The 23,717-nt window shown below is 31.5% G+C and carries 19 protein-coding genes and 1 other RNA gene; 12 read left to right on the top strand and 8 right to left on the bottom strand.

Going from position 1 to position 23,717, the window contains the following annotated elements:
- Positions 1–229: 229 nt before the first annotated feature.
- Positions 230–811 (bottom strand): porin family protein, encoded by a 582-nt coding sequence (locus FF125_RS07340; RefSeq protein ID WP_138949151.1) that lies wholly within the window; start codon positions 809–811, stop codon positions 230–232.
- A 274-nt stretch (positions 812–1,085) separates the two neighbouring features.
- On the opposite strand from FF125_RS07340, the gene FF125_RS07335 reads away from it, so the two are divergent.
- From FF125_RS07335 to FF125_RS07310, 6 genes are all read left to right on the top strand, one after another.
- The gene (locus FF125_RS07335) at positions 1,086–1,646 is read left to right on the top strand and encodes a LemA family protein (protein ID WP_138949150.1); all 561 of its coding nucleotides are present in this window, start codon (positions 1,086–1,088) and stop codon (positions 1,644–1,646) included.
- Positions 1,647–1,698: 52 nt separating this feature from the next.
- Complete coding sequence (locus FF125_RS07330) at positions 1,699–3,462, top strand: DUF2207 domain-containing protein (RefSeq protein ID WP_138949149.1); 1,764 nt, start codon at positions 1,699–1,701, stop codon at positions 3,460–3,462.
- A 100-nt stretch (positions 3,463–3,562) separates the two neighbouring features.
- On the top strand, positions 3,563–5,134 hold the full coding sequence (locus tag FF125_RS07325) for a M28 family metallopeptidase (RefSeq protein ID WP_138949148.1): 1,572 nt from the start codon (positions 3,563–3,565) through the stop codon (positions 5,132–5,134).
- A 78-nt stretch (positions 5,135–5,212) separates the two neighbouring features.
- On the top strand, positions 5,213–5,686 hold the full coding sequence (locus FF125_RS07320) for a hypothetical protein (protein ID WP_138949147.1): 474 nt from the start codon (positions 5,213–5,215) through the stop codon (positions 5,684–5,686).
- Between the two features lie 12 nt (positions 5,687–5,698).
- Entirely contained in the window at positions 5,699–6,160 is a 462-nt protein-coding gene (locus FF125_RS07315) for a DUF1569 domain-containing protein (protein ID WP_138949146.1), read from the top strand.
- Position 6,161: 1 nt separating this feature from the next.
- Positions 6,162–7,298: a lactonase family protein gene (locus FF125_RS07310; protein ID WP_138949145.1), complete on the top strand. Its 1,137-nt coding sequence runs from the start codon at positions 6,162–6,164 to the stop codon at positions 7,296–7,298.
- A gap of 80 nt (positions 7,299–7,378) precedes the next feature.
- On the opposite strand, the gene fsa is transcribed toward FF125_RS07310, so the two are convergent.
- The 3 genes from fsa to ffs all read right to left on the bottom strand — a co-directional run bounded on the left by fsa (position 7,379) and on the right by ffs (position 9,234).
- Positions 7,379–8,032, bottom strand: coding sequence for a fructose-6-phosphate aldolase (gene fsa, locus FF125_RS07305; RefSeq protein ID WP_138949144.1), 654 nt, complete (start codon positions 8,030–8,032; stop codon positions 7,379–7,381).
- Positions 8,033–8,227: 195 nt separating this feature from the next.
- Positions 8,228–9,031, bottom strand: a complete 804-nt coding sequence (locus tag FF125_RS07300; protein ID WP_138949143.1) for an SDR family oxidoreductase — start codon at positions 9,029–9,031, stop codon at positions 8,228–8,230.
- A gap of 104 nt (positions 9,032–9,135) precedes the next feature.
- Positions 9,136–9,234: signal recognition particle sRNA small type (gene ffs, locus FF125_RS07295), an RNA gene on the bottom strand.
- 124 nt (positions 9,235–9,358) lie between these two features.
- Between ffs and FF125_RS07290 the strand changes: the two genes are divergently transcribed.
- From FF125_RS07290 to FF125_RS07265, 6 genes are all read left to right on the top strand, one after another.
- Entirely contained in the window at positions 9,359–9,883 is a 525-nt protein-coding gene (locus FF125_RS07290; RefSeq protein ID WP_138949142.1) for a DUF4199 domain-containing protein, read from the top strand.
- Positions 9,884–9,897: 14 nt separating this feature from the next.
- On the top strand, positions 9,898–10,839 hold the full coding sequence (locus tag FF125_RS07285; protein WP_138949141.1) for a glycosyltransferase family 2 protein: 942 nt from the start codon (positions 9,898–9,900) through the stop codon (positions 10,837–10,839).
- A gap of 128 nt (positions 10,840–10,967) precedes the next feature.
- Entirely contained in the window at positions 10,968–12,689 is a 1,722-nt protein-coding gene (locus FF125_RS07280; protein ID WP_138949140.1) for a phospho-sugar mutase, read from the top strand.
- Positions 12,689–14,515: an ABC transporter ATP-binding protein gene (locus FF125_RS07275; RefSeq protein ID WP_138949139.1), complete on the top strand. Its 1,827-nt coding sequence runs from the start codon at positions 12,689–12,691 to the stop codon at positions 14,513–14,515. The genes FF125_RS07280 and FF125_RS07275 overlap by 1 nt, the downstream gene beginning before the upstream one ends.
- Positions 14,516–14,580: 65 nt before the next feature.
- The gene (locus FF125_RS07270; RefSeq protein WP_138949138.1) at positions 14,581–15,213 is read left to right on the top strand and encodes an NAD(P)H-dependent oxidoreductase; all 633 of its coding nucleotides are present in this window, start codon (positions 14,581–14,583) and stop codon (positions 15,211–15,213) included.
- 131 nt (positions 15,214–15,344) lie between these two features.
- Positions 15,345–16,796, top strand: coding sequence for an aminoacyl-histidine dipeptidase (locus FF125_RS07265; RefSeq protein ID WP_138949137.1), 1,452 nt, complete (start codon positions 15,345–15,347; stop codon positions 16,794–16,796).
- 70 nt (positions 16,797–16,866) lie between these two features.
- On the opposite strand, the gene FF125_RS07260 is transcribed toward FF125_RS07265, so the two are convergent.
- The 4 genes from FF125_RS07260 to FF125_RS07245 all read right to left on the bottom strand — a co-directional run bounded on the left by FF125_RS07260 (position 16,867) and on the right by FF125_RS07245 (position 23,574).
- Complete coding sequence (locus tag FF125_RS07260) at positions 16,867–19,698, bottom strand: alpha/beta hydrolase family protein (RefSeq protein WP_138949136.1); 2,832 nt, start codon at positions 19,696–19,698, stop codon at positions 16,867–16,869.
- A gap of 231 nt (positions 19,699–19,929) precedes the next feature.
- The gene (locus FF125_RS07255) at positions 19,930–20,355 is read right to left on the bottom strand and encodes a GNAT family N-acetyltransferase (protein ID WP_138949135.1); all 426 of its coding nucleotides are present in this window, start codon (positions 20,353–20,355) and stop codon (positions 19,930–19,932) included.
- 182 nt (positions 20,356–20,537) lie between these two features.
- The gene (locus tag FF125_RS07250; protein ID WP_138949134.1) at positions 20,538–21,983 is read right to left on the bottom strand and encodes a glyceraldehyde-3-phosphate dehydrogenase; all 1,446 of its coding nucleotides are present in this window, start codon (positions 21,981–21,983) and stop codon (positions 20,538–20,540) included.
- A 151-nt stretch (positions 21,984–22,134) separates the two neighbouring features.
- Positions 22,135–23,574 (bottom strand): trypsin-like peptidase domain-containing protein, encoded by a 1,440-nt coding sequence (locus FF125_RS07245; protein WP_138949133.1) that lies wholly within the window; start codon positions 23,572–23,574, stop codon positions 22,135–22,137.
- Positions 23,575–23,717: the final 143 nt, after the last annotated feature.

Below are 23,717 nucleotides of genomic sequence, written 5' to 3'. Positions count from 1 at the left end.
CCAATTATCAATATTAATCGTATAAATTAAAATTGATAATTGGTTCTATTTTGGAAAGATTCACACTATTAGGCTTCTATGTAACCAACTGACATAAACATAACTTAAAGCATTGGAATGTGATTTTTTAATAGATTTAAATTTGCAAATCAATTGTAAATCCTGTTAGTATAATTTTTACAAGAAATTTTAAGAGCAAATAAACTAATTACATAATCTTTTTTGTCTGTTAAAGACTAAAACCTACAGAAAACTGCCATACTCTATTTTGGGGGTTGTTATCTTCATATATATCTCCCAATCCCAAATGGTAACGGACTCCGAAGCTTACGCCTGAATTGGTTTTTACTCCACCTCCAAAATTCAATCCCCAATCAAAATTACTCGGTTCAAATTCTTGAGAAATATCAAAAAGATCAAATCCACTATCAAATTCTTCCTTATGTGTGATGGCTAATCCTATTTGTGGTCCAATTTCAACATAAAAGTTTTTGCTAGGATACGCCTTTAATAAGATAGGTAAATTTATATAATTTAACTTCTGAGTAAAAGTAGCACTATTGTACTTTACTTCATAACCTTGCTGAGAATATAATAGTTCAGATTGTATAGATAAATAGTCACTAACAAATGATTCTCCAAAAAAGCCAACGTGAAAACTATGTCGCTGATCCGTTTCTCCATCACCATCAAAACTCACCGATGCTAGATTATAACCTCCTTTTATTCCTATATTAGATTCCCCTTTTTGTGCACTTAACATTAATGTAGCACTAAAAAAAAATATCATTATCAAATTTTTTATTTTCATAGTATTGTTTTTTAAAATTACCATATTAAATAAAGTTCCTTAAAATCAAACGACAAATACACTTAAAAATTATATTTAAATTTTCATCATTCCACAAATAAAATCTGAATTATAATTTGTTTTTTATTCTTCTTATCATAAAATAAATAACCACTATTTCAATAATTAAACAAGAGTTTAAAAATTACATTAATAAAATTATTTATTGAATTAAATTCTAACTAAAAAACATTAAATTAGACTCCTATTATATTAACAACCTAATCTATAAATTATGGTACCATTTATTGTTATCGGCGGAATTATCGTTCTAATTGCCCTTTTCCTTATTTCTGTTTTCAACAAATTTGTAAAAAATAAAAACGTCGTTAAAGATGCATGGAGTAATATTGATGTTGCTCTAAAACGTCGTTATGACCTAATACCCAACTTAGTAGAAACGGTAAAGGGATATGCCAAACATGAAAAATCTACCTTAGAAGCCGTAATAAGTGCTCGTAATGCAGCTATGGAAGTACCTACAGGTGATATTAATGCTAAAATAAAAGCAGAAAACCAGTTGCAACAAACCTTACGTAGTATTTTTGCTTTAAGCGAGGCCTATCCTGATTTAAAAGCCAATACCAATTATTTAGATTTACAAGAAAAACTAAATACTATAGAAGAGAACCTTGAACGTAGCCGTAGATATTACAACGGTACAGTCAGAGAAAATAATACCTATGGAGAAAGTTTCCCTGGAGTTCTTGTTGCCGGAATGTTCAACTATCAACATTTTGACTATTTTGAAACCGATGAAGTTAGTAGAGAAAATGTAAAAGTAGATTTTTCATAAAAACTTTGTATTTACAAACAAAATATGTTTGTGAATTAGATTCATTTTAGACATGAAGAAAATTCTAACTATATACTTATTCATTTTCACTTCTGCCTTAGGGTTTTCTCAAGATTTTACGGTTGATAGCTGTTCGGTAGATATTTTTATCAATCAAAAAGGATATTTTGATGTTGTAGAAAATTACAATCTGAATTTTGAAGCACAAAAACATGGTATTTTTCGTACAATTAATATCGAATATGATCTAGTAACCTACGATCAAAAGAAAGAAAAAAGAAAAATTAGAATCAGTACTATTGAAGTTCCTGGATATAATTTTGAAAAACCATTCGATTTTGAACAACGGTTAAGTAAATCTCTAGAGATAAAAATTGGCGATAAAGATAAATTCGTAATTGGTCCTCAACAATACCAAATAAAATATCGTGTCCATAATGCCTTTCTTTTTGAAGACAACCAAATCCGTTTTTATTGGAATATAAAACCTGATGGATGGAATGCTAGTTTTTACAAGCTGAATTTCAACATACATGTACCTAAAGACATTCCCTTAAATGCAGATAATTGCTTCGTTTATTCTGGACCTACAGGTACTACTGAAAAAAGTGATGCGTTTGTTTTATCCTATAAAAATAATATTTTTTCGGGTACAAGCAACCTTGATTTTCAATCAAACCCAGGCGAAAGTGTAACGGTTTTACTTAACCTTCCTAAAAATTCTATTGCAGAAATAAAACCGTTATGGCCTTTTTGGACTAATTACGGCTGGTCTTTTATTGTTATGGGGTTGATCGCAGGATTCTATAATGTTTGGAAAAAATATGGAAAAGATGATGACGTAGTCAGTACAACGAGTTATTATCCGCCAGAAAACATTGATCCACCCATGGCTGGTTTCTTAATAAATGATAGAAACGATACTTCTGATATAATATCATTATTACCCTTTTGGGGAGCTAATGGTTATTTGAAAATTGAAGAAATTCCAAAGGGAGGTCTATTTAGTAAAGCTGATACTAAACTTATCAAGTTAAAACCAATACCAAATTCCGCATCTTCGTATGAGCATGAAATATTTGATGGACTGTTTGGTGGTTCTTTACAACTAAGTAATAAAGGTAAAACGAAAAGTTTTCTTAACGATATATTGGGTGTTGAAACAGTTAAACTAGATGCTAATGAAATATTGGTCAGTAGCTTAAAGGAAACTTTCTATACCACAATGGCAAGTGCCGGAAGCATGTTAAAAGAAAATGCTCAACTTTATTATGAGGCTGAATCAAAAAAAATAAGAACAATTACCTATATCCTTTTGATGTTAATGGCGATAGTTTTGGGATTAGTTGGATTATTTTTCTGGGGTCCGATAGCAACCATCGCTATAGTAATTACATCTATTGTATTGATTTTCTTTAACACTTATATGATTAAAAAAAACAGTAAAGGAAACAAAGTGTTTTCTGAATTAAAAGGCTTTAAACAGTTTATAAAAATTGCGGAAGAAAATAAATTAAAAATGCTGTTGAAAGAAGATCCAGGTTATTTTGAAACCACAATGGCATATGCTTTAGCATTTGGTATGTTTAAAAAATGGGCCAATAAATTTGATGCCTTAAACATAGAACCTCCAAAATGGTATAGTTCAACAACCGGTAACTACCTATCAATGAATAGCTTTTCAAAATCGTTTTCAAGTGTTATGTCAAACACAACCTCTACTATGGTAAGCTCCCCTTCCAGTAACAGCGGTAGTTCTTCTGGTGGCGGATCATCAGGTGGTGGTTTTGGTGGCGGTGGTGGCGGAAGTTGGTAATTAGCTCTTTTATACCTAAAAAAAATATCATTTTTTTTTCGTAATATCGTAAATTGAAATTTCTAATAATCAACAACTACTATTAACTCAATTTATTTTTATGAAAAAAATTTTATCCCTATTAGCAATAGCTGCTGTACTTGTAAGCTGTAATAGTACTAAAAAGACAACTTCGGCTACTCCGGCTAAACCAGCTTTAACGGTTGAAGATTACGCGAAATCAATTACGGCCGAAGAATTAAAAGAGGCCTTATATGTATACGCATCAGATGAATACGAAGGAAGAGATACTGGCGAACCAGGTCAGAAAAAAGCAATAGAATTTATAAAGAAACATTATGTCGCTTTAAATGTACCATCAGCGTTGCCAAATGATGAGTATTTTCAAAAAGTACCATTAGAACGTACAAGTTCTCCTGAGGTTACAGTGCATATTAATGGTAAAGATTATAAATCAGTCGACGATTTTGTTTCATTTTCTGGAAGCAATGGAACAATTAATGCTGAAGAAGTAATATTTGTTGGTTACGGTATTGACGATGAAAAATATTCTGATTATAAGAATATAGATGTTACTGGTAAAATAGTGTTGTTCAAAAATGGTGAACCAAAAGATAAAGACGGTAACTATATTATTTCTGGAACTGAAGAAAGTACTGGAAAATGGTCTAATATGCGTCAAGAATTTAGTTCTAAAACGGATATTGCTAAGGAGAAAGGTGCGAAAGCAGCTTTATATTACAATCCTGATGCTTATGCTAATATTGCTAAACGATTTGGTTCTGGAAGAACAAGAATGGGACTAAAAAGTACCGAAAAAAAGGATAGTAAAATAAACTTCTTAATGGTTAACACTGCATTAGCTGAAGCTATTGTTAGTGATATTACCACAAATTCAACATCTAAAGCAGTGAAAATTCCAGCTGTTTTAACTTACAAATCAAATGTAGAGGATTTTAATTCTGAAAATGTAGTCGCATATATTAAAGGATCTGAAAAACCTGACGAATATGTTATTATCTCTGCTCATTTAGACCATGTTGGTGTAAAAGACGGAAACGTTTATAATGGTGCTGACGACGACGGTTCTGGTACAGTAGCTATTTTAGAAATTGCAGAAGCTTTTAAAAAAGCTGCAGATAATGGACAAACTCCTAAAAGATCGGTTGTATTTCTTCATGTAACAGGAGAAGAAAAAGGGTTATTAGGTTCTCGTTATTATGCTGATGTTGATCCTATATTTCCTCTTGAAAATACAGTTGTAGATTTAAATATAGATATGGTTGGTCGTTCTGACCCTAAAAGAACAGAAGGTGATAGAAATTATGTTTACCTAATTGGAAGTGATAAATTAAGTAGTGATTTGCATAATATTTCAGAAGAAGTAAATAAAAAGTATACCAATGTAGAATTAGATTATACATATAATGATGAAAATGATCCGAATAGATTTTACTATCGTTCAGATCATTATAATTTTGCCAAAAATAATATCCCTGTAATTTTTTATTTTAATGGAACCCATGATGATTATCATCAACATACTGATACTCCAGACAAAATAGAATATGATTTATTAGAAAACAGATCTCGTTTAGTTTTTCATACTGCTTGGGAATTAGCAAATCGTGATCAGCGTATTGTAGTTGACAAACCTACTGAGAAAAAATAATAAATATAAAATAATAAAAAACCTTGTTCTAACGGCAAGGTTTTTTTTATGCTTCAAATTAGTTTAAATTTGAATCTTATGAAAACAGCTACAGTAACAGTACTGAAAAAAGAATTAAAGTATAAATCTAATGACGAACTTTTAAATTTATGCTTAACATTATCTAAATTTAAAAAAGAAAATAAAGAGTTACTCACCTATCTTTTATTTGAAGCTTCAGATGAAGAGGCTTTTATTCAGAGTGTAAAAGATGAAGTTTCTGAATTATTCAATCAAATAAACACCGCTAGCTACTTTTATATTAAGAAAAGTGTTCGTAAAATTTTGAGGATGGTAAAAAAATACATCCGCTATTCAAAAAAGAAAGAAACTGAAGTAGAATTATTAATTTATTTCTGTACAGTACTAAAAGAAATGCATCCTCCAATGGAAAGAAACACCAGTTTGTTAAATATATTTGACAGGCAAATTATACTCATAAAAAAAGCAATTGGTACATTGCACGAGGACTTACAATACGATTATAATATAGAATTAGAAGAGATCATTTAGAAAAGAGAACCCATGTCAATACTTCAAATTGAATTATCAGAATTAGAGAAAGCAATAAAACATTCAGATAAGCTCGCCTCAAATGTATCTTCGAGTAACGTCGCTTGGCATATTGATCATTCCTTAAAAGTCATTCATAACGTTAGCATGGTAATAATAGCTTCTGATCCTTCTAAATACAAATGGAAGTTTAACAAATGGAGATTTATAATCTTTATAAAAGGATCTTTCCCAAGAGGTAAAGTAAAAGCTCCAAAACATGTTCGCCCTCCTGAAATTATTAAATTAGAAGACTTAAAATCACAACTAAAAGAGGTTCATAAAAACTTAACTGATATAGAAAAACTACCTTCTAAAAGTCATTTTGAACATCCTATTTTCGGACAATTACACTTAAAAAAAACAATTCGTTTTTTAGAGTTGCATACTACGCATCATATAAAAATTATAAACGATATACTTAAAGCCCTTTAAAATGAAATACCTTAGTCTTATGCTGATTATTACTACTGTTATTGGTTGTAAAAATAATACACAAAAAGATATAAAACCTTCTTCAGAAAATGAAAAACTAATCTCCTTTTTTGTGGGTACCTATACAGATAGTTTAAGTGAAGGCATTTATTCTTATTCGCTTTCGAATAGTGGTAACATAAAAAAAATAAAACTGGCAGCAAAAACGGAAAATCCATCCTTTTTAGCGAAATCTGTAGATGGTAAATTCTTATTAGCCGTAAATGAAATTAATTCTGTGGATAGTATGGGTACTGTGGAGGCTTATAAAATTACAGGTGATAGTTTAGCGTTTATGAGTAGACAATCTTCAGGTGGAGCACACCCCTGTTTTGTAGGTATAAATCAGAATGGATTTGTTTTAACGGCCAACTATTCAAGTGGAAACTTGGGCCTGTTTAAATTAAACAAAGAGGGTGATTTGTCAGACTTACTCGATAAAAAGCAACACTACACAAATAATCATGTAGAAAAAGGACAGTGGGAACCTCATGCACATTCTGCCTATTTTATAAATGATTCACTCATTGTATCAGCAGATTTGGGAACAAATGATCTTTGGTTTTACACTTTAGATACGGTAGAAAATAAATTAAAAGGAACCATAGAAGAAACGTTGAGAATAGGTGTAGATCCTAAACCAGGACCGAGACATATTGCATTTCAACCACAAAAAGATTGGATGTATGTTATTAACGAATTGAATAGTACTATTGCTTTGATTAAGAAAGGTGAAAATGGAAAGTACACGGTACAGTCTTCAGTTTCTACCTTGCCAGATGGTTATTCCGAAAAAAGTTTCTGTGCAGATATTCATATTTCAAAAGATGGAAAATTTTTATATGCTTCGAATCGCGGACATAACAGTATCGCCATTTTTGAAATTAATCAAGAATCTGGTGAGTTAACAGCTATTGGATATGAGTCAGTAAAAGGTGATTGGCCTAGAAATTTTGCTCTTTCTCCTAATAATGATTTTTTATTAGTGGCTAACCAACGTTCAGAAAACATAGTGTCATTTAAACGAGACAAAGTAACGGGATTACTAACATTTGTTGAAGAAATTAATGTGCCTTCACCCGTTTGTATTCTATTTTAATTTCCTTTTAGTGATTATAAAATAAAAAATCCCACCAATAGGCGGGATTTTTATTACGCATTAAATTACTAAATATTAATTTAATTACCTTTTTTATAATCAGCTAAGAATGTGGCTAAACCAATGTCAGTCAGCGGATGATTTAACAATCCATCTATTGCACTTATTGGACCCGTCATAACATCTGCACCAATTTTAGCACAATCAATAACATGCATGGTATGTCTAATAGAAGCTGCTAATATCTGAGTATCAAAACCATAGTTGTCATAGATTAATCTTATTTCTTGAATTAAACCTAATCCATCCGTTGAAATATCATCCAAACGACCAATAAATGGCGATACATAGGTAGCTCCCGCTTTTGCCGCTAATAAAGCTTGTCCAGCTGAAAACACTAGCGTACAATTTGTTTTTATTCCTTTATCAGAAAAATACTTAATCGCCTTAATACCTTCTCGTATCATTGGTATTTTTACTACAATTTGAGAATGTAGTTCTGCCAATGCTTCACCTTCTCTTACCATTCCTTCAAAATCTGTAGAAATAACTTCAGCACTTACATCTCCTTCTACAATTTCACAAATAGCTTTGTAATGGTTTATGATATTATTGTACCCTGTGATTCCTTCTTTAGCCATTAAAGTCGGATTGGTAGTAACACCATCTAAAACACCTAATTCTTGGGCTTCTTTAATTTGATCTAAGTTTGCTGTATCTATAAAAAACTTCATGCTTTATCCTTCGTTAAGTTTAATTAAGCAAAAATAAATCTGTGATAAATTTTGCTTATTAAGATAACGTTTAACTTAATAACATATTACTGAAAGCATAAATTATTCAAGATATTAAACATAAGTACGTCAAAGAATAATTAAAACCAAAATGAAATAGAGTATCCAAAAATTTCTTTAAAAGAATACTAACACCTATAATTTATAATGGTTCATTAGTAATTTTTCATACCAAGAATCTGGTAAAATACGTTTTAAAACTATTGAAAACTTCTCCATAAACCCACCAACTTTGTAATGAATTTTTGGTTGTTTTTGCTGTATGATCTTATAAATAGAATGAGCCATCACTTCAGGGTCTAGCCCTCCATCAACATGTTGATCCATTAACGCTAAGTTTTCAGCATACTTTTCTTTATATGCAGAAGTATCAAAAACAGGAGTATGATATCTACCTGCCGCAATATTTGTAGCAAAATCACCTGGAGCCACATTTGTAATATGTATTCCAAATTCTTTAACCTCCATCCGTGTAGCTTCGGTAATGACCTCCAAGGCACCTTTACTCGCTGAGTAAATTCCCCGAAAAGGCAAGCCCATATAACCAGCTATTGACGTAATATTGATAATTAACCCAGATTTTTGTTGACGCATTTGAGGTAAAACCGCTTTCATCACATCAATTGGTCCAAAAAGGTTCGTATTAAAAACGGCACGCATCTCATCAGTAGGCGTATCTTCTATAGGCCCAGTAATACCCATACCTGCATTATTGATTAATATATCTAAATGGCCTTCATTTTTCACAATTGTATCCACTGCTTTTTCAATACTAACTACTTCCAGCACATTTAAAGCAAGCATTTTTACTCCATTGATAATGGGCTCTTTAGGGTTGCGACTCGTACCATAAACAACCATACCTTTTTGATGTAAATATTCGGCAATACTTTTACCAATTCCTGATGAAGCACCAGTAATTAAAACAACTTTTGACATGCTATTTGTTTAAAATGTAAATGTAAGAAATTATTAAATGTAGCTATTGTGGATAAACTGATTTCTTCTGAAGCTATTTAACCTACTAAATAAATTAAATAAAAAATGGGTAAGCGACCTACATCACACCGCTACGACCTAATACCTTTGCTGCATTCCTGCCCTGGAGGATTCAAAGGGAGCTGGTTGTGTAGGACTTACCCACGGCAAAAATACAATCAATTTCGTTCTCTGCAAGTTTTTTTTGCAATATTTTAATCTTTAAAAAATAAGATACTAATTCTTAAATATTTATATTTGCTCCACTAACCAAAAAAACTCAAAACAATGGAAAATCAAGATAATTCAAAAAGAAAAGGTGTAATGCTGAACTATGGTTTACTATTAGCTTTTTTTACAATTATTGTAAGCGTAATTAATTATGCTTTTGGTAATGCTTATGAACCACATTGGTCAATTAATGTTATCTCATTAATCGCAATGGTTGTTGCGATTTTTTTAGGAATAAAAGAATATAAGAAACAAAATGGTAGTTTTTTATCCTTAGGACAAGGACTTAAAGTAGGTGTTGGTATTGCCTTAATTTCCGCGATTATCTCAGCAATCTATATTTATGTTTTTGCAAAATTTATTGAACCAGATTTTGTTGATAATATTATTGAAATACAAAGACAAAAATTCTTAGAAAATCCTAAAATGGCTGAAGAAATGATAGATACTATTGGGGAAAACACACGACAATATTTCTTTGCTTATACAATAGGTTCTATTTTAATTTTCAGCATATTCCTGGGCTTTGTAGTGTCTTTGATAGTTTCATTAGCAATGCAAAAAAAAGAAGATCAATACTAAACAACGAATAGAATATGAACATTTCAGTAGTTATCCCACTACTTAACGAAGACGAGTCTTTAGGCGAATTATATGATTGGATTGCAAAAGTTATGCAAGCCCATCAGTTTAGTTATGAAATTATCTTTATTGATGATGGTAGCACAGATAATTCTTGGCAAGTCATCGAGAATTTATCAAAAAAGGACTCCGCTGTCAAAGGAATTCGTTTTCAAAAAAACTATGGTAAATCTCAAGCTTTAAATGCCGGATTTAAAATAACAAAAGGTGATGTGGTTATTACCATGGATGCTGATTTGCAGGACAGCCCGGATGAAATTCCAGAACTTTACGAACTGATTACTAAAAATAACTTAGATCTTGTTTCTGGTTGGAAAAAGAAACGCTACGATTCTAAAATAAGAAAAAATATACCTTCAAAACTGTTTAATGCCGCCGCAAGAAAAACATCAGGCCTAAAACTACACGACTTTAATTGCGGACTAAAAGCTTATAAAAGTATTGTCATTAAAAGTGTTGATGTTTATGGGGAAATGCACCGTTACATTCCTGTTTTGGCAAAAAATGAAGGTTTCACTAAAATTGATGAGAAAGTAGTACAACATCAAGCCAGAAAATATGGAACTACAAAATTCGGAATAGATAGATTCGTCAACGGATTTTTAGATTTGATTACCATTTGGTTTTTGTCCAAGTTCGCCAAACGACCTATGCACCTGTTTGGTTTATTGGGTAGTTTTATGTTTTTTATCGGATTATGTTTTGCCTTATACTTAGGTATTGACAAGATGTTTTTCAATACTTCAGGCAGATTACTTACTGAACGACCTCAATTTTATGCTGCCATTGTTGCCATGATTATTGGAACACAACTATTCTTAGCAGGATTTTTAGGTGAACTTATACTTCGTTCTAAAAGAAATGACGAGCGTTATAAAATTAGCGAAGTAGTTTGATTTAATAAGCAGCAAAAGATACTTTAAAAACTACATGTGCAGTATTTTTGTATTGCTACTTTTTGAATCTTATTTTTTACCCTTTCATTCTTTCAATTAATCCTTATATTTGTTTAAAATTAAACCTTATGAGCACTCAACAAATACTAGAAAAAGCTAAACAATGGTTAGTTGCACCTTTTGATGCTACTACTCAAGAAAAAGTACAGAAATTAATTGATAATAATGACAACAACTTAACTGAAAGTTTCTATAAAGATATGGAATTTGGTACCGGTGGTATGCGTGGTATCATGGGGGTAGGTACTAATCGTATCAATCAATATACATTGGGTAGAGCCACACAGGGTTTGGCAAATTATTTACATCAAACTTTTCCTGACAAAGAACTGAAAGTTGCCATTGCTTTTGATTGTCGTCATAATAGTAAATCATTAGCAAAAATAGTAGCTGACGTAATTACAGCTAATAATATTAGAGCCTTATTGTTCGAGGACCTAAGAACAACTCCAGAACTTTCTTTTGCAGTTAGACATTTAGGTTGCGACGCGGGTATCGTTTTAACGGCTTCACATAATCCACCAGAATATAATGGGTATAAAGTATATTGGAACGATGGTGGACAAATAGTTCCACCTCATGATAAAAAAATAATTGAAGAAGTAAGCTCTGTAAATTTTGATAAAATTAATTTTAAAGCCAATGAAAACTTATTAAGTATCATTGGTAAAGAAGTTGATGAGGCATTTAATAAAGCATCTGTTGCTAATGGTACTTTTAACACTCCAAATAGAAATAAATTAAAAATTGTCTTTACTTCATTACATGGAACTTCTATAATGTCAGTTCCTAAAGTGTTGAAAATGGCTGGCTTTAAAGATGTACATATTGTAAAAGAACAAGAGAAACCAGATGGTGATTTTCCTACTGTTGCTTCTCCAAATCCAGAAGAACCAGCTGCCTTAAAAATGGCAACTGATTTGGCTGAAAAAATTGGTGCTGATATTGTAATAGGTACTGATCCTGATTCTGATAGATTAGGTATTGCCGTTAGAAATTTAGAAAATAAATTAGTATTACTAAATGGTAACCAAACCATGGCAGTAATGACTGACTATTTAATTAAACAATGGCATGAAGATGGAAGATTAAACGGAAATCAATTTGTTGCAACTACCATTGTTTCTACTAATTTAATCGAAAAAATTGCTCAAAGTTATAATGTTGTCACTAAAATTTGTTTGACAGGATTTAAATGGATTGCTGATTTAATAAGAGAAGCAGAGGGTGAACAGGAATTTATTGGTGGTGGTGAAGAAAGTTTCGGATATATGGTAGGCGATTTTATTCGAGATAAAGATGCTGTAACGGCCACGCTACTCGCATGTGAAATTGCTGCTCATGCAAAAAACAACAATTCAACAATCTATAAAGAATTGTTGAACTTGTATTCTAAACATGGGTATTATAAAGAGTATTTAATCTCATTAACCAAAAAGGGAATGGATGGGGCTCAGCAAATAAGCCAAATGATGGTGGATATGCGAAATAGTCCTTTGAAAAATATAGATGGATCACCAGTAGAATTTTTATTTGATTATGAATCTTCTATTTGTACAAATTTATTAACTGGAGAAAAAACAGCTATAGATTTGCCAAAATCTAATGTGTTAATTTACCAAACTAAAGATGGCACAAAAGTAGCAGCAAGACCTAGTGGAACTGAACCTAAAATTAAGTTCTATTTTAGTGTTAATCTTCCTTTAGAAAAAACTGAAGATGCTACTATTGTTGACAAATTACTCACTCAGAAAATTGACAGAATCATCAAAGAGATGCAATTAAATTAATGGAGTATTTTAAAAAGATTTTACGCTTTGCTTATCCTTATAAAATATATGGCATATTAAATATTATTTTTAATGTTTTATATGCCTTATTTAGTGGCTTATCTTTTATGGTATTAATGCCACTATTGAAAGTTATATTTAATCCTGAACTTAATCAAGTTACTGAAAAACCAATGTATGAAGGCATTAATTCTTTATCTGATTTTTTTAACAATTATGTAAGCTACCAAATTACATCAATTGCAGGTGACGATAAGTCTAAGGCATTGTTAGTGGTTATTGTATTGATTATGATTGTGTTTTTCTTAAAAAACATATTCAATTATTTAGCCATGTATTATATTACGTTTTTACGTAATGGCGTTTTAAAAGATTTAAGAAACCAACTATACAAAAAAACAGTAGAATTACCCCTCTCCTACTTTTCTGAAAAGAGAAAAGGTGATATTATGGCAAGAATAGGTACCGATGTTTTAGAAATACAACATTCTTTTCTTTCTATTTTAGAACTGCTGTTTAGAGAGCCGTTGACCATTATTTTTACAATAATTTTTATGTTAACACTAAGCCCTCAGCTTACATTATTCGTTTTTATATTTATTCCCATATCAGGTTTTCTAATTTCTTTAGTTGGTAAAAACTTAAAACGAAAATCGGATAGAGTACAAAAAGAACAGGGATACTTTTTATCTTTAATTGAAGAAACATTAAGTGGGCTTCGTATTATTAAAGGTTTTAACGCTGAAGGCATCTTTAACAAAAAATTCAACGAATCAACAAGTAGATTTAATAAATTCTCCAATAGTTTACTAAACAGAACAAATTTAGCCAGCCCGACGAGTGAATTTTTGGGTATCGGAGTTATTGCTGTCCTTTTATGGTATGGTGGTACTTTAGTTTTAGTTGATAAATCTTTAAGTAGTGAAGCTTTTTTAGCTTTTATGGGCTTGGCATATAACATTCTAACTCCTGCAAAAGCAATTTCTAAAGCTAGCTATAGTGTAAAAAAAGGGAATGCTGCCGCAGAACGCGTATTAGAAATAATTGAAACCGAAAATCCTTTAAAAGATAAAGAAAATGCTATTGTAATTGATGGCTTTTATGATGAAGTTAAGTTTGATCATATATCCTTTAAATATGATGAGGAATTTGTTTTAAAAGATTTTTCACTTACCATCCCTAAAGGGAAAACCGTGGCTTTAGTTGGACAATCGGGTAGCGGAAAATCGACCTTAGCGAATTTAATTACTCGCTTTTATGATGTGAATTCTGGAAGTATCACTATAGACGGGTTGGACATTAAAGAGTTAACCATAAAATCGTTACGTGCTCAATTGGGTATTGTTACCCAAGACGCCATTCTATTTAATGATTCTATAAAAAACAACCTCCTTTTAGGTGATGAAAATGCTACTGATGAACAAATTATAGAAGCGTTAAAAATTGCTAATGCATGGGAATTCGTAAGTGAATTACCAAAGGGAATAGACACTAATATTGGTGATTCAGGAGGTAAACTCTCAGGTGGACAAAAACAACGTTTAAGCATTGCAAGAGCCGTTCTTAAAAACCCTCCAATTATGGTCTTAGACGAAGCAACATCTGCATTAGATACTGAATCAGAAAGATTAGTACAAGTTGCGTTGGAAAATATGATGAAAAATAGAACGTCATTGGTTATTGCTCATCGCTTATCAACGATTCAAAAAGCAGATACCATTGTAGTACTTCAAAAAGGTGTTATTATGGAGCAAGGCAAACATTCAGAATTAATGGCCAATAACGGTATCTATAGAAAACTAGTTGAAATGCAGTCACTAGGATAGTTAAGTAAAGTTCAAAGTTACTTTTGATCTAAAATTTAAAATCCTAATCCTTAAAATCTGAAACATTGAACAATACAATTGATAGCCTAAAATGGCGTTATGCCTGCAAAAAATTTGATGAAACAAAAATATTGTCTGAAGACAAAATTGATATTTTATCAGAAGCCTTTAATCTTACAGCAACCTCTTTCGGGCTACAACCCATAAAAATGCTTATTGTAAAGAATAAGGAATTGCAAAAACAATTGATGACGCATTCTTTTAATCAACAACAACTGTCTACGGCATCACATGTACTAGTTCTATGTATTCAAGATTATTTCACTTTAGAAGATATTGATAAATATTTTGATCTTGAAAAAGAAATAAGAGGCACTTCAGAAGATATTATAGAAAAATATAGAAAACAATTAAAAGGTATATTTTCAAATAAATCTACCATCGAAAAACAAGAGTCAGCTATTAATCAAGCCTATATTGCCTTGGGTAATTTAATGACGGTTTGTGCTATAGAAAAAATAGATGCCTGCCCTATGGAAGGCTTTAATGCTCAGAAATTTGATGAAGTTTTAGATTTAAAAGAAGACAGCTTAAAATCAGTTTTAGTTTTACCTGTTGGATACAGAGCAGATGACGATTTTATGAGTACTCTAAAAAAAGTAAGAAAACCTGTTGAAAATACAGTAATAAGGAAATAATTATTACATCTAATAGTTTTCAAAGAACGGTGAAATTAATTCATCTTTAACCACCGTATTAGATTTAAAACGGACTCTTCATTAACAAATTGACAATTAAATTGATTATAAACGATTAAACAAGATAGAAAATGAACAATGAAATAAGAAACCTAGAACCCAAAGCTATTTGGAACAATTTTGCTGATTTGAATGCTGTACCTAGAGCGTCTAAAAAGGAAGAACGTGTTATTCAGTTTATGGTAAATTTTGGTAAAAACTTAGGTTTAACCACTAAGGTAGATAATGTAGGTAATGTTATCATTACAAAACCTGCAACAGCAGGTATGGAAAATAAAAAGACCGTGGTTTTACAGTCCCATTTAGATATGGTACATCAAAAAAATAATGAAACCAATTTTGATTTCAGCAAACAAGGAATACAAATGATTGTTGATGGCGATTGGGTAAAAGCTAAAGGTACTACGTTAGGAGCAGACAATGGTTTGGGAGTGGCTACTATAATGAGCATCTTACAAAGTACAGATATACAACACCCTGCTCTTGAAGCCTTATTTACTATTGACGAAGAAACGGGAATGACAGGTGCCATGGGACTAGAAGGAGGATGGTTAAATGGTGAAATACTTTTAAACCTAGATACTGAAGATGATGATGAAATTGGTGTTGGCTGTGCCGGAGGTATTGACATTACCGCTTCAAAATCATATAAACCAGTTAGAACTTCTGATAATGTTACCGCTTTTAAAATAACCGTAAATGGATTACAAGGTGGACATTCAGGTATGGATATTCATAAAGGTTTTGGTAATGCTAATAAACTCATGAATCGTATTCTCTTTGATCTTAAAAAGGTAATGTCTATTTCAGAGATAGATGGAGGTGGTTTACGAAATGCCATTCCAAGAGAAAGTAATGCCATTGTTGTAACAAATAATTCAGATGACTTTACGGCTCAGTTTAATGACATTTCTAAATCAATAATTGCAGAATATAAATCAATTGAAAAAGATATAGAAATTACGTGTAATGGTTGCGATAAACCCGTAAATGCTCTTTCAAAACAAGATCAAAATACATTATTGAAAGTTATATATGCAATTCATAATGGTGTTTTTAGAATGAGTCCTGATATTAAAGATTTAGTAGAGACTTCTAATAATGTTGCCCGCGTCTTGGTTAAAGATGGGCAAATTAAAATACTATGTTTAACACGTAGCTCTGTAGATTCTGGTAAAGACAATTTAGTGAACACTATTTCATCTGTATTTGAATTGGCTCATTATTCTGTAAGAACCTCAGGTACTTATCCTGGCTGGAAACCAAATCCTGATTCTAACATTCTAAAAGTCTTAGAAAAAACCTATCAAGATTTATTCAATGAAAAGCCTCACGTTATGGCCTGTCATGCAGGTTTAGAGTGTGGTATCTTAGGACAAAATTATCCTAAAATGGATATGATTTCTTTTGGTCCAACGATAAAGGGAGCACACTCACCTGATGAAAGAGCAAGTATTAGTTCTACACAGAAATTTTGGAAATATGTGTTGGAGATTTTAAAAGAGATTCCTGAAAAGGCTTAAAACTAAAGAATACCATTAAACTCAATATAGGTTTAATGGTATTCTTTTTTATTGTACTAAATATTGACAATTACTTGTCCTCTAATTCGTAGCCAAAATCTTTTCCTTTTCTGACTTGAGACACCCCTTCTGTCATCCACTTTGGAGCAGGAGCTCCTTTTAAATAATGATCAAAAAATTGCATCATTCTTATGGATAAATCTTGTCTATTTTTTTGCTTTCTTAAATTATGTGCCTCGTTATTATAAACCAATAACCAAGCTGGTTTATTTAGCCTACGCATTCCCATAAACATTTCAATACCTTGATAGTAAGGTACCGCTCCATCTGCATCATTATGCATCATCAACAATGGTGTTTCAATCTTCGGAATACCAAATACAGGTGAATTTTCGACATATAAATCAAAACCTTCCCAAAGCGTCTTACCAATTCTACTTTGTGTTTTTTCGTATTGAAAGGCTCGGCTTAAACCACTCTGCCAGCGAATTCCTCCATAGGCAGAAGTCATGTTACTTACAGGTGCACCTGCCATAGCCGCTTTAAATTTATTTGTTACAGTCACTAAATACGCAACTTGATAACCACCCCAACTTTGGCCCTGGATAGCCATATTATCACTATCTATATAGCCTAATTTCTCAACAGCATCAACACCAGAAACAATGCAATTATAAGCACTTTGACCAGGCTTACCATCTGTATAAACAATATCTGGTACGAAAACCACATAATCATTACTCACCAAATAACTCATATTTACCGTTGAAGCACTTGGTCTTGGGGTATGATAACTATTTAAACTATTACTTCGTTTTTCATAGAAATAACTAATTAATGGATATTTTTTAGTGGCATCAAAATTTTCAGGTTTGTATATAATACCATCTAACTTTGTACCGTCATATGCCGTCCAACTAAATTTCTCAGAAGTTCCCCATAAAAAGTCCTTTTGCTGTGGATTAGCATCAGTAATTTGTTTCGATTTTTTTCCATCAAAACAATGTAAATCCGGAAAGACATTAAAATTCTCTTCAGTGTATAATAGAATATCGGCTTCACTGGCTTTTCTAAATCCACCTAAAAGCATTTTATCAGCACTTACTATTTCTTTTGCACGATAACTTTTAGCATTCAGTCCAACAATCGTATTTGTTTTATGTGTTCTGTCAAATACCTCTATTAATAATTGCTTTTTAAAATATGAGGCTTTATTTCTATTTTTTACATCCAAACGTAATGTTCTGTATTCAACATTCTTTTTTCTTCCATCTTTAGTTATATTTATTGGTGATTTAATACTCTTTAAATCAACCTTCCAAATATCAAATTGATCATTTAACAAAGCAAAACCCTCTTTATCAAAACCTCCAAAACCATAAGATCCGGCGGTCGCTGGATGATCATCTTCAACATCATAAAAAGGAACACCAATATTTTGAGTTAAATTTATTTTCTTGTTGTTTGTTAAATCTAAAGCCCACCAATGTTGGCTCTTCCCTTCAAAATAAACAGAAAAATTACCATCTGGTGATAAATAAGGGCGAGCAGAAGTACCTTCCATGGCCAATTGTTTCATACCCGTTTCTGTATTTATAATATAATAATCAGATAACCAAGGGTACTCCCAAGAACGTTCCACATCATAAGGACTAGAAGAATTTCCTAATACATATTTCTGCTCTTTATCAGTATCAAAAAGCATATTATTAATTGATTCGTCTTGCAATTGTATTACGTTATCATTGCTCAAATTAATGTAAGATAAATAGGCTTTATCCTTTAAAGATGCTAGTTTCGATTTTTGCTCAGGCTGGATTAACTTATCTTTATAATTCCAAACATCAACTTCTGGAATTTCTTCTTTTAACAACGTTGTGTCAATATCATAATTGACTATTGGTTTAGTATAAAAATATAACCGTTTTGAATGTTCTGAAAAATAAGGATTTTGAGCACCACTCAATTCCCAATCTGTACGTAAATTCTTTCCTAACGTATCTGTAACTTGTTTTAAATTATTCTTTGTAAGATAAAATAATTCATATTTTAAAGAATCTTTCCCAATAGAGTCTTTAGCAGATAAAAATGTTAAATAATCACCTCTTTTATCAATTGCTAATCTATCATACGCATACCTGCCTGTATCAATAACTTTCTCATTGCCATTCGCAAAATCATATTGATAAATACCAATATCTCCTTTCTTTTTAGTTTTGGTTTTTGTAAAATATAAGGCGAGTGCGTCTTCTGCTAATTTTAAAGATTTGATATAAAAAATAGTATCTGAAGTTTTACTTATAAGATTATAAACCAAGGCATAATCGGCCTCGAGTGCTGGGTTTTTAACTTTTATGCTATCTTTTTTCTTTTCTTTGGCATCCTTAGCTTCTTTTGATTTTGTTTGAGTTGTATCTTTTGGTGGTTTTAAATTTTTTATTTTTTCAATAATAAGCCAATCATTATATTTTTTGGGAACATCAAAACTTTTAACTCTTAAAACACTATCTATAATTTTATTAGTGGCCACATCATAAATTAAGAGCTTATTTTTAGACTGTTTCTCCTTTTTCACCTCTTTTTTCTTCTCTACTCTGATAGTTTGATGGTCTGGTTTTTGAAGAAAGAATACAAATTTATTATCGTTAGAAATTTTGGCTCCACTTCCATTGTGAAATTTACTAGATTTACCTGTTTTTACATTGTAAATTTTCAAATAGCCATCACCTCTAGTTATAGCAGTACTCACCGAAGTAACTACTAATTTACCATTGTCAGAAACTTGGGGACTTTCTATTCTTTTCCATAAATCGTAATCATCGTGCGTAAGACTTCTTTTTTGCTGAGCGTAACTCAATGAAAAACTCAATACTATTAAAGATAAGGTGATCTTTTTTAACATAATTATAAGGGGTTAATTGAACCCTAAAGATACAATTATATATAAAAATTGTATTAATAACGGGGCTGAAATATTGAAAACAGGAATTTCACCTGTACTATCCCTATAAATTTTAGGACAAAAAAGTAATATGACAATAAAAGCAGCGTTGAAAAGCATTTTATCATTTAAGTAAATAATGCCATTGCACTTCTTGTCCTTAATTTAAAATGTTAGATCAATAAAACATAATTACATTTTTAAAATGTAAAGTCCACTATGTTTTTGTTTAAAGTCAAGGCTCTTATAAAGGCTAATGGCTGCTTGTCGTTTCTCATTACTAAAAAGTAAAATCTCCGACAGTCCCTTTTTCTTACCTTCCTCCAATAACCTATTCATTAGTTTTCTACCCAAACCTTTACCTCTATAATTATGATCGACCACCACATCTTCCACCCAACCTTTATAACCAGAAATAACAGTATAGTTACACATTAAAGCCATACCTGCTAATTTTTCACCATCCATACAATAGGCAAAAACAATATCGTTCTTTGGGTTAAATAAAGTCGCTAAATCAATTTGATTAATTTCTGAATTTAATTCACCGAAAAGTGCTTTAACTTGTTTTGATAAATTTTCATTGACTTCAGAAGCTTTTAGAATGGAAACTTTCATGATTATATTGTTTGTTTTGAGAGAAAAAAATATTTTATATTTTAAAGGTATGTAAATTTTTGATAGACAGAATATTTTATGTTCAATATGCAAAGAATTTGAATACATAAACTGGAGAAAGGGTATTCAAAAAATCGTTATATATTTGTTACTCTTCGGTTTTTCAACCTCAATCTACCTCACTAATAATAGGTAAAACGTCTCACTTTAGAAATATGTTTCGCCAATCTAATTACCTGATGGCTATAGCCATATTCGTTATCATACCAAACATAAACTATTGCATTTTTACCACCATCAGTGACTATAGTCGCATTACTATCAAATATTGCAGGAGCGGAAGCACCAACAATATCAGAAGAAACCAATTCATTACTTAAAGAATATTGAATTTGCTCTACCAAATCACCCTCTAAGGCATATTTTTTCATTACCGAATTAAGGCTTAATTTACTGGTTGAATTATCTAAACGTAAATTTAATATAGCTAAAGATCCATTTGGAACTGGCACACGAATGGCATTTGATGATAATTTTCCTTCCAAAGATGGTAACGCTTTTGCAACCGCACTACCTGCACCAGTTTCTGTAATTACCATATTCAATGCTGCTGCTCTACCTCTACGATACTTTTTATGCATATTATCTACTAGATTCTGATCATTGGTATACGCATGAATAGTTTCTAAATGTCCGCTTATAATACCAAAACTATCCTCAATTACTTTTAAAATCGGAGTAATGGCATTGGTGGTACAAGATGCCGCCGAAAAAATTGAGACTTTATCAGGGTCATAATTAAAATGATTAACACCATGCACTATATTAGGAATCCCTTTTCCTGGAGCCGTAAGTAAAACCTTATCTGCTCCTTTACTTAATAAATGACGACTTAATGCTTCTTTATCGCGAAAAGCTCCAGTATTATCAATAACAAGAGCTTCATTTATATTATATCTGGTATAATCTATATCTTCAGGATTACGGGCAGAGATCATAAACACAGTTGTACCGTTTATGATTAAAGCACTATTTTCAACATCTGTCTTTACTGTTCCTGGAAAATTACCATGAACAGAGTCATTTCTTAATAAGGAAGCTCTTTTTTCTAATATGGTCTCTGTGATTTCTCCTCGTGTTACAATAGCACGCAATCGCATTTGCTTGCCTTTGCCTGTTCTTACCATTAATTCTCTAGCTACTAATCTGCCAATTCTACCAAAACCGTATAGTACAACATCTTTAGGCTCAATATCATCAATTTTTTCTGCTCCTTTTAATTTGTCACTTACAAAATCAATCACATCCTCATCTTCTTCAGCAAGGTGAAACTCATAAGCTAGTTTACCAATATCTAATTTTGCAGGTGGTAAATCTACTTCCTGAATAGCCCTAGAGATTTCAACTGCATCAAAAATAGAAATAGGTTTTTGCACAAACTCACTAGCATATTCTATCAAGTTTAGAATTTCACTTACATTTCTATTAATTAATTGGTTTCTAAAAAGTATTAATTCTATGGCATTGTCATACCAGAGATCACTAATAATTTTAATAAATTCAACTGTGGCTCTTCTTCTATCTGCCTGAAAAGCCAATTCTGATTCGTAGGTGTGGTCTAATGGCATTGCTTAATTAGTTTTATTCTCTTTCATTACAAATGAGAAGTATTTTAATACAAAAGTACTATTTCAAACCTTTTCGTAAAAGTTTTAGTTTATTTTCAATAAAAAAATCCCCCAATACAATTGGAGGATTTCAACTAAACCATTAATACTATTAGTTTCCTACAGCTATTCTGTAATATTCTACATAGCCTTCATCATTTAACACTTGAACAATTACCTGTTCACCTTTATGCTGTCTTAAAATATCTTCAGCATCTTGTACCTCATAGATTTTCGTATCTGCAATGTTTAAAATGATATCTCCATCTTTAACACCATTCTTTCTTAAGTTGGCACTTCTTACTCTTTCTAATTGTAGTCCGTAATTAATTCTGAACTTAGTAGCATCCTTTTTGGAAATTTTCTTTAAGCTACCTAACAGATTTTTAGAAAAATCTAATTCATCTATCGTTTCTTTACCAAATTGATTTCCCAATTTCACTTCAAACTGTTTCTCTTCATTATCTCTTAAAACAGTAACCTTAACTTTATTTCCAGGTCTTTTAGTACTTAAGAACCCTTTCAAATCTGAAAACTTGTTTATTTTGATATTATCCATTTGAATAATAATATCATTCTTTTCAAGTCCTGCTTTAATTGCTCCTCCACTCTCAGTTACACCGGCCACTAAAACACCTTGAGTCTGATTAATATTCAATTCTTTCGCCAATTCACCGTTTAATTCTGCAGATTGAATACCTAAATAAGCAGTACGTACGTCTCCATACTCCATCAAGTCTTCTATCACTTTTTTAGCTATATTAGAAGGAACAGCAAAAGAATACCCTACATAAGAACCTGTTTGAGAACTAATTGCCGTATTAATTCCTACCAATTCTCCTCTAACATTAACTAAAGCTCCACCACTATTACCAGGGTTTACTGCTGCATCCGTTTGTATAAAGGATTCTACCATTTTACCTCCGGAAATATTAATATTTCTAGCTTTAGCACTAACAATACCAGCGGTAACCGTTGATGTTAAATTAAAAGGATTACCAACTGCCAATACCCATTCGCCAACCTTAACATTATCTGAATTTGCAAAAGAAACAAATGGCAAATCTTCTGCATCAATCTTTATCAAGGCAATATCAGTACTTGGATCAGAACCTATAACTTCAGCTACATATGATTTCTGATCATTCAATGTAATTTGCAATTCTTTTGCTCCATTAATTACATGATTATTTGTAATTATATATCCATCTGGTGAAATGATTACGCCAGATCCTGTACCAACAGTTGTTCTTCCTCCACCACCCGCTCCTTCACCATAGAAAAACTCTGCTAAAGGATTTGACTTTGAAACAGAAGTGTTTTTTACATGTACCACCGCATGCACAGTAGCTTCCGCTGCTTTTGTAAAATCTGTTGCCTCTGCAATATAACTTGAGCTCGGTATATTATAATTCGCTTGGACTATTTTCGGTTCATTTGAGGATTTATTACTATATATATTTTCATTATTACTTAAAACAAATACGTAGGCACCTAACGCAATAACTCCTCCTAATAAGGAAGCGAAAACTAAACTTACTATTTTTTTCATTTTCTAAAAATTTTATATTTTTAAATTATATTTCTAATTAACATTCAAAATTAACAACTTATTTTATGGTAAAAACCACTTTAACGATACTTTAACGCCGTTATTAACGGTACTTTAACAAAAAACAAATCAATTGGGCAGAT

It is taken from the genome of Aureibaculum algae (genome assembly GCF_006065315.1).
Classification (GTDB): Bacteria; Bacteroidota; Bacteroidia; order Flavobacteriales; family Flavobacteriaceae; genus Aureibaculum; species Aureibaculum algae.
Note: the sequence above shows the minus strand (reverse complement) of the source record. Positions and strands in the feature narration are given on the sequence as shown.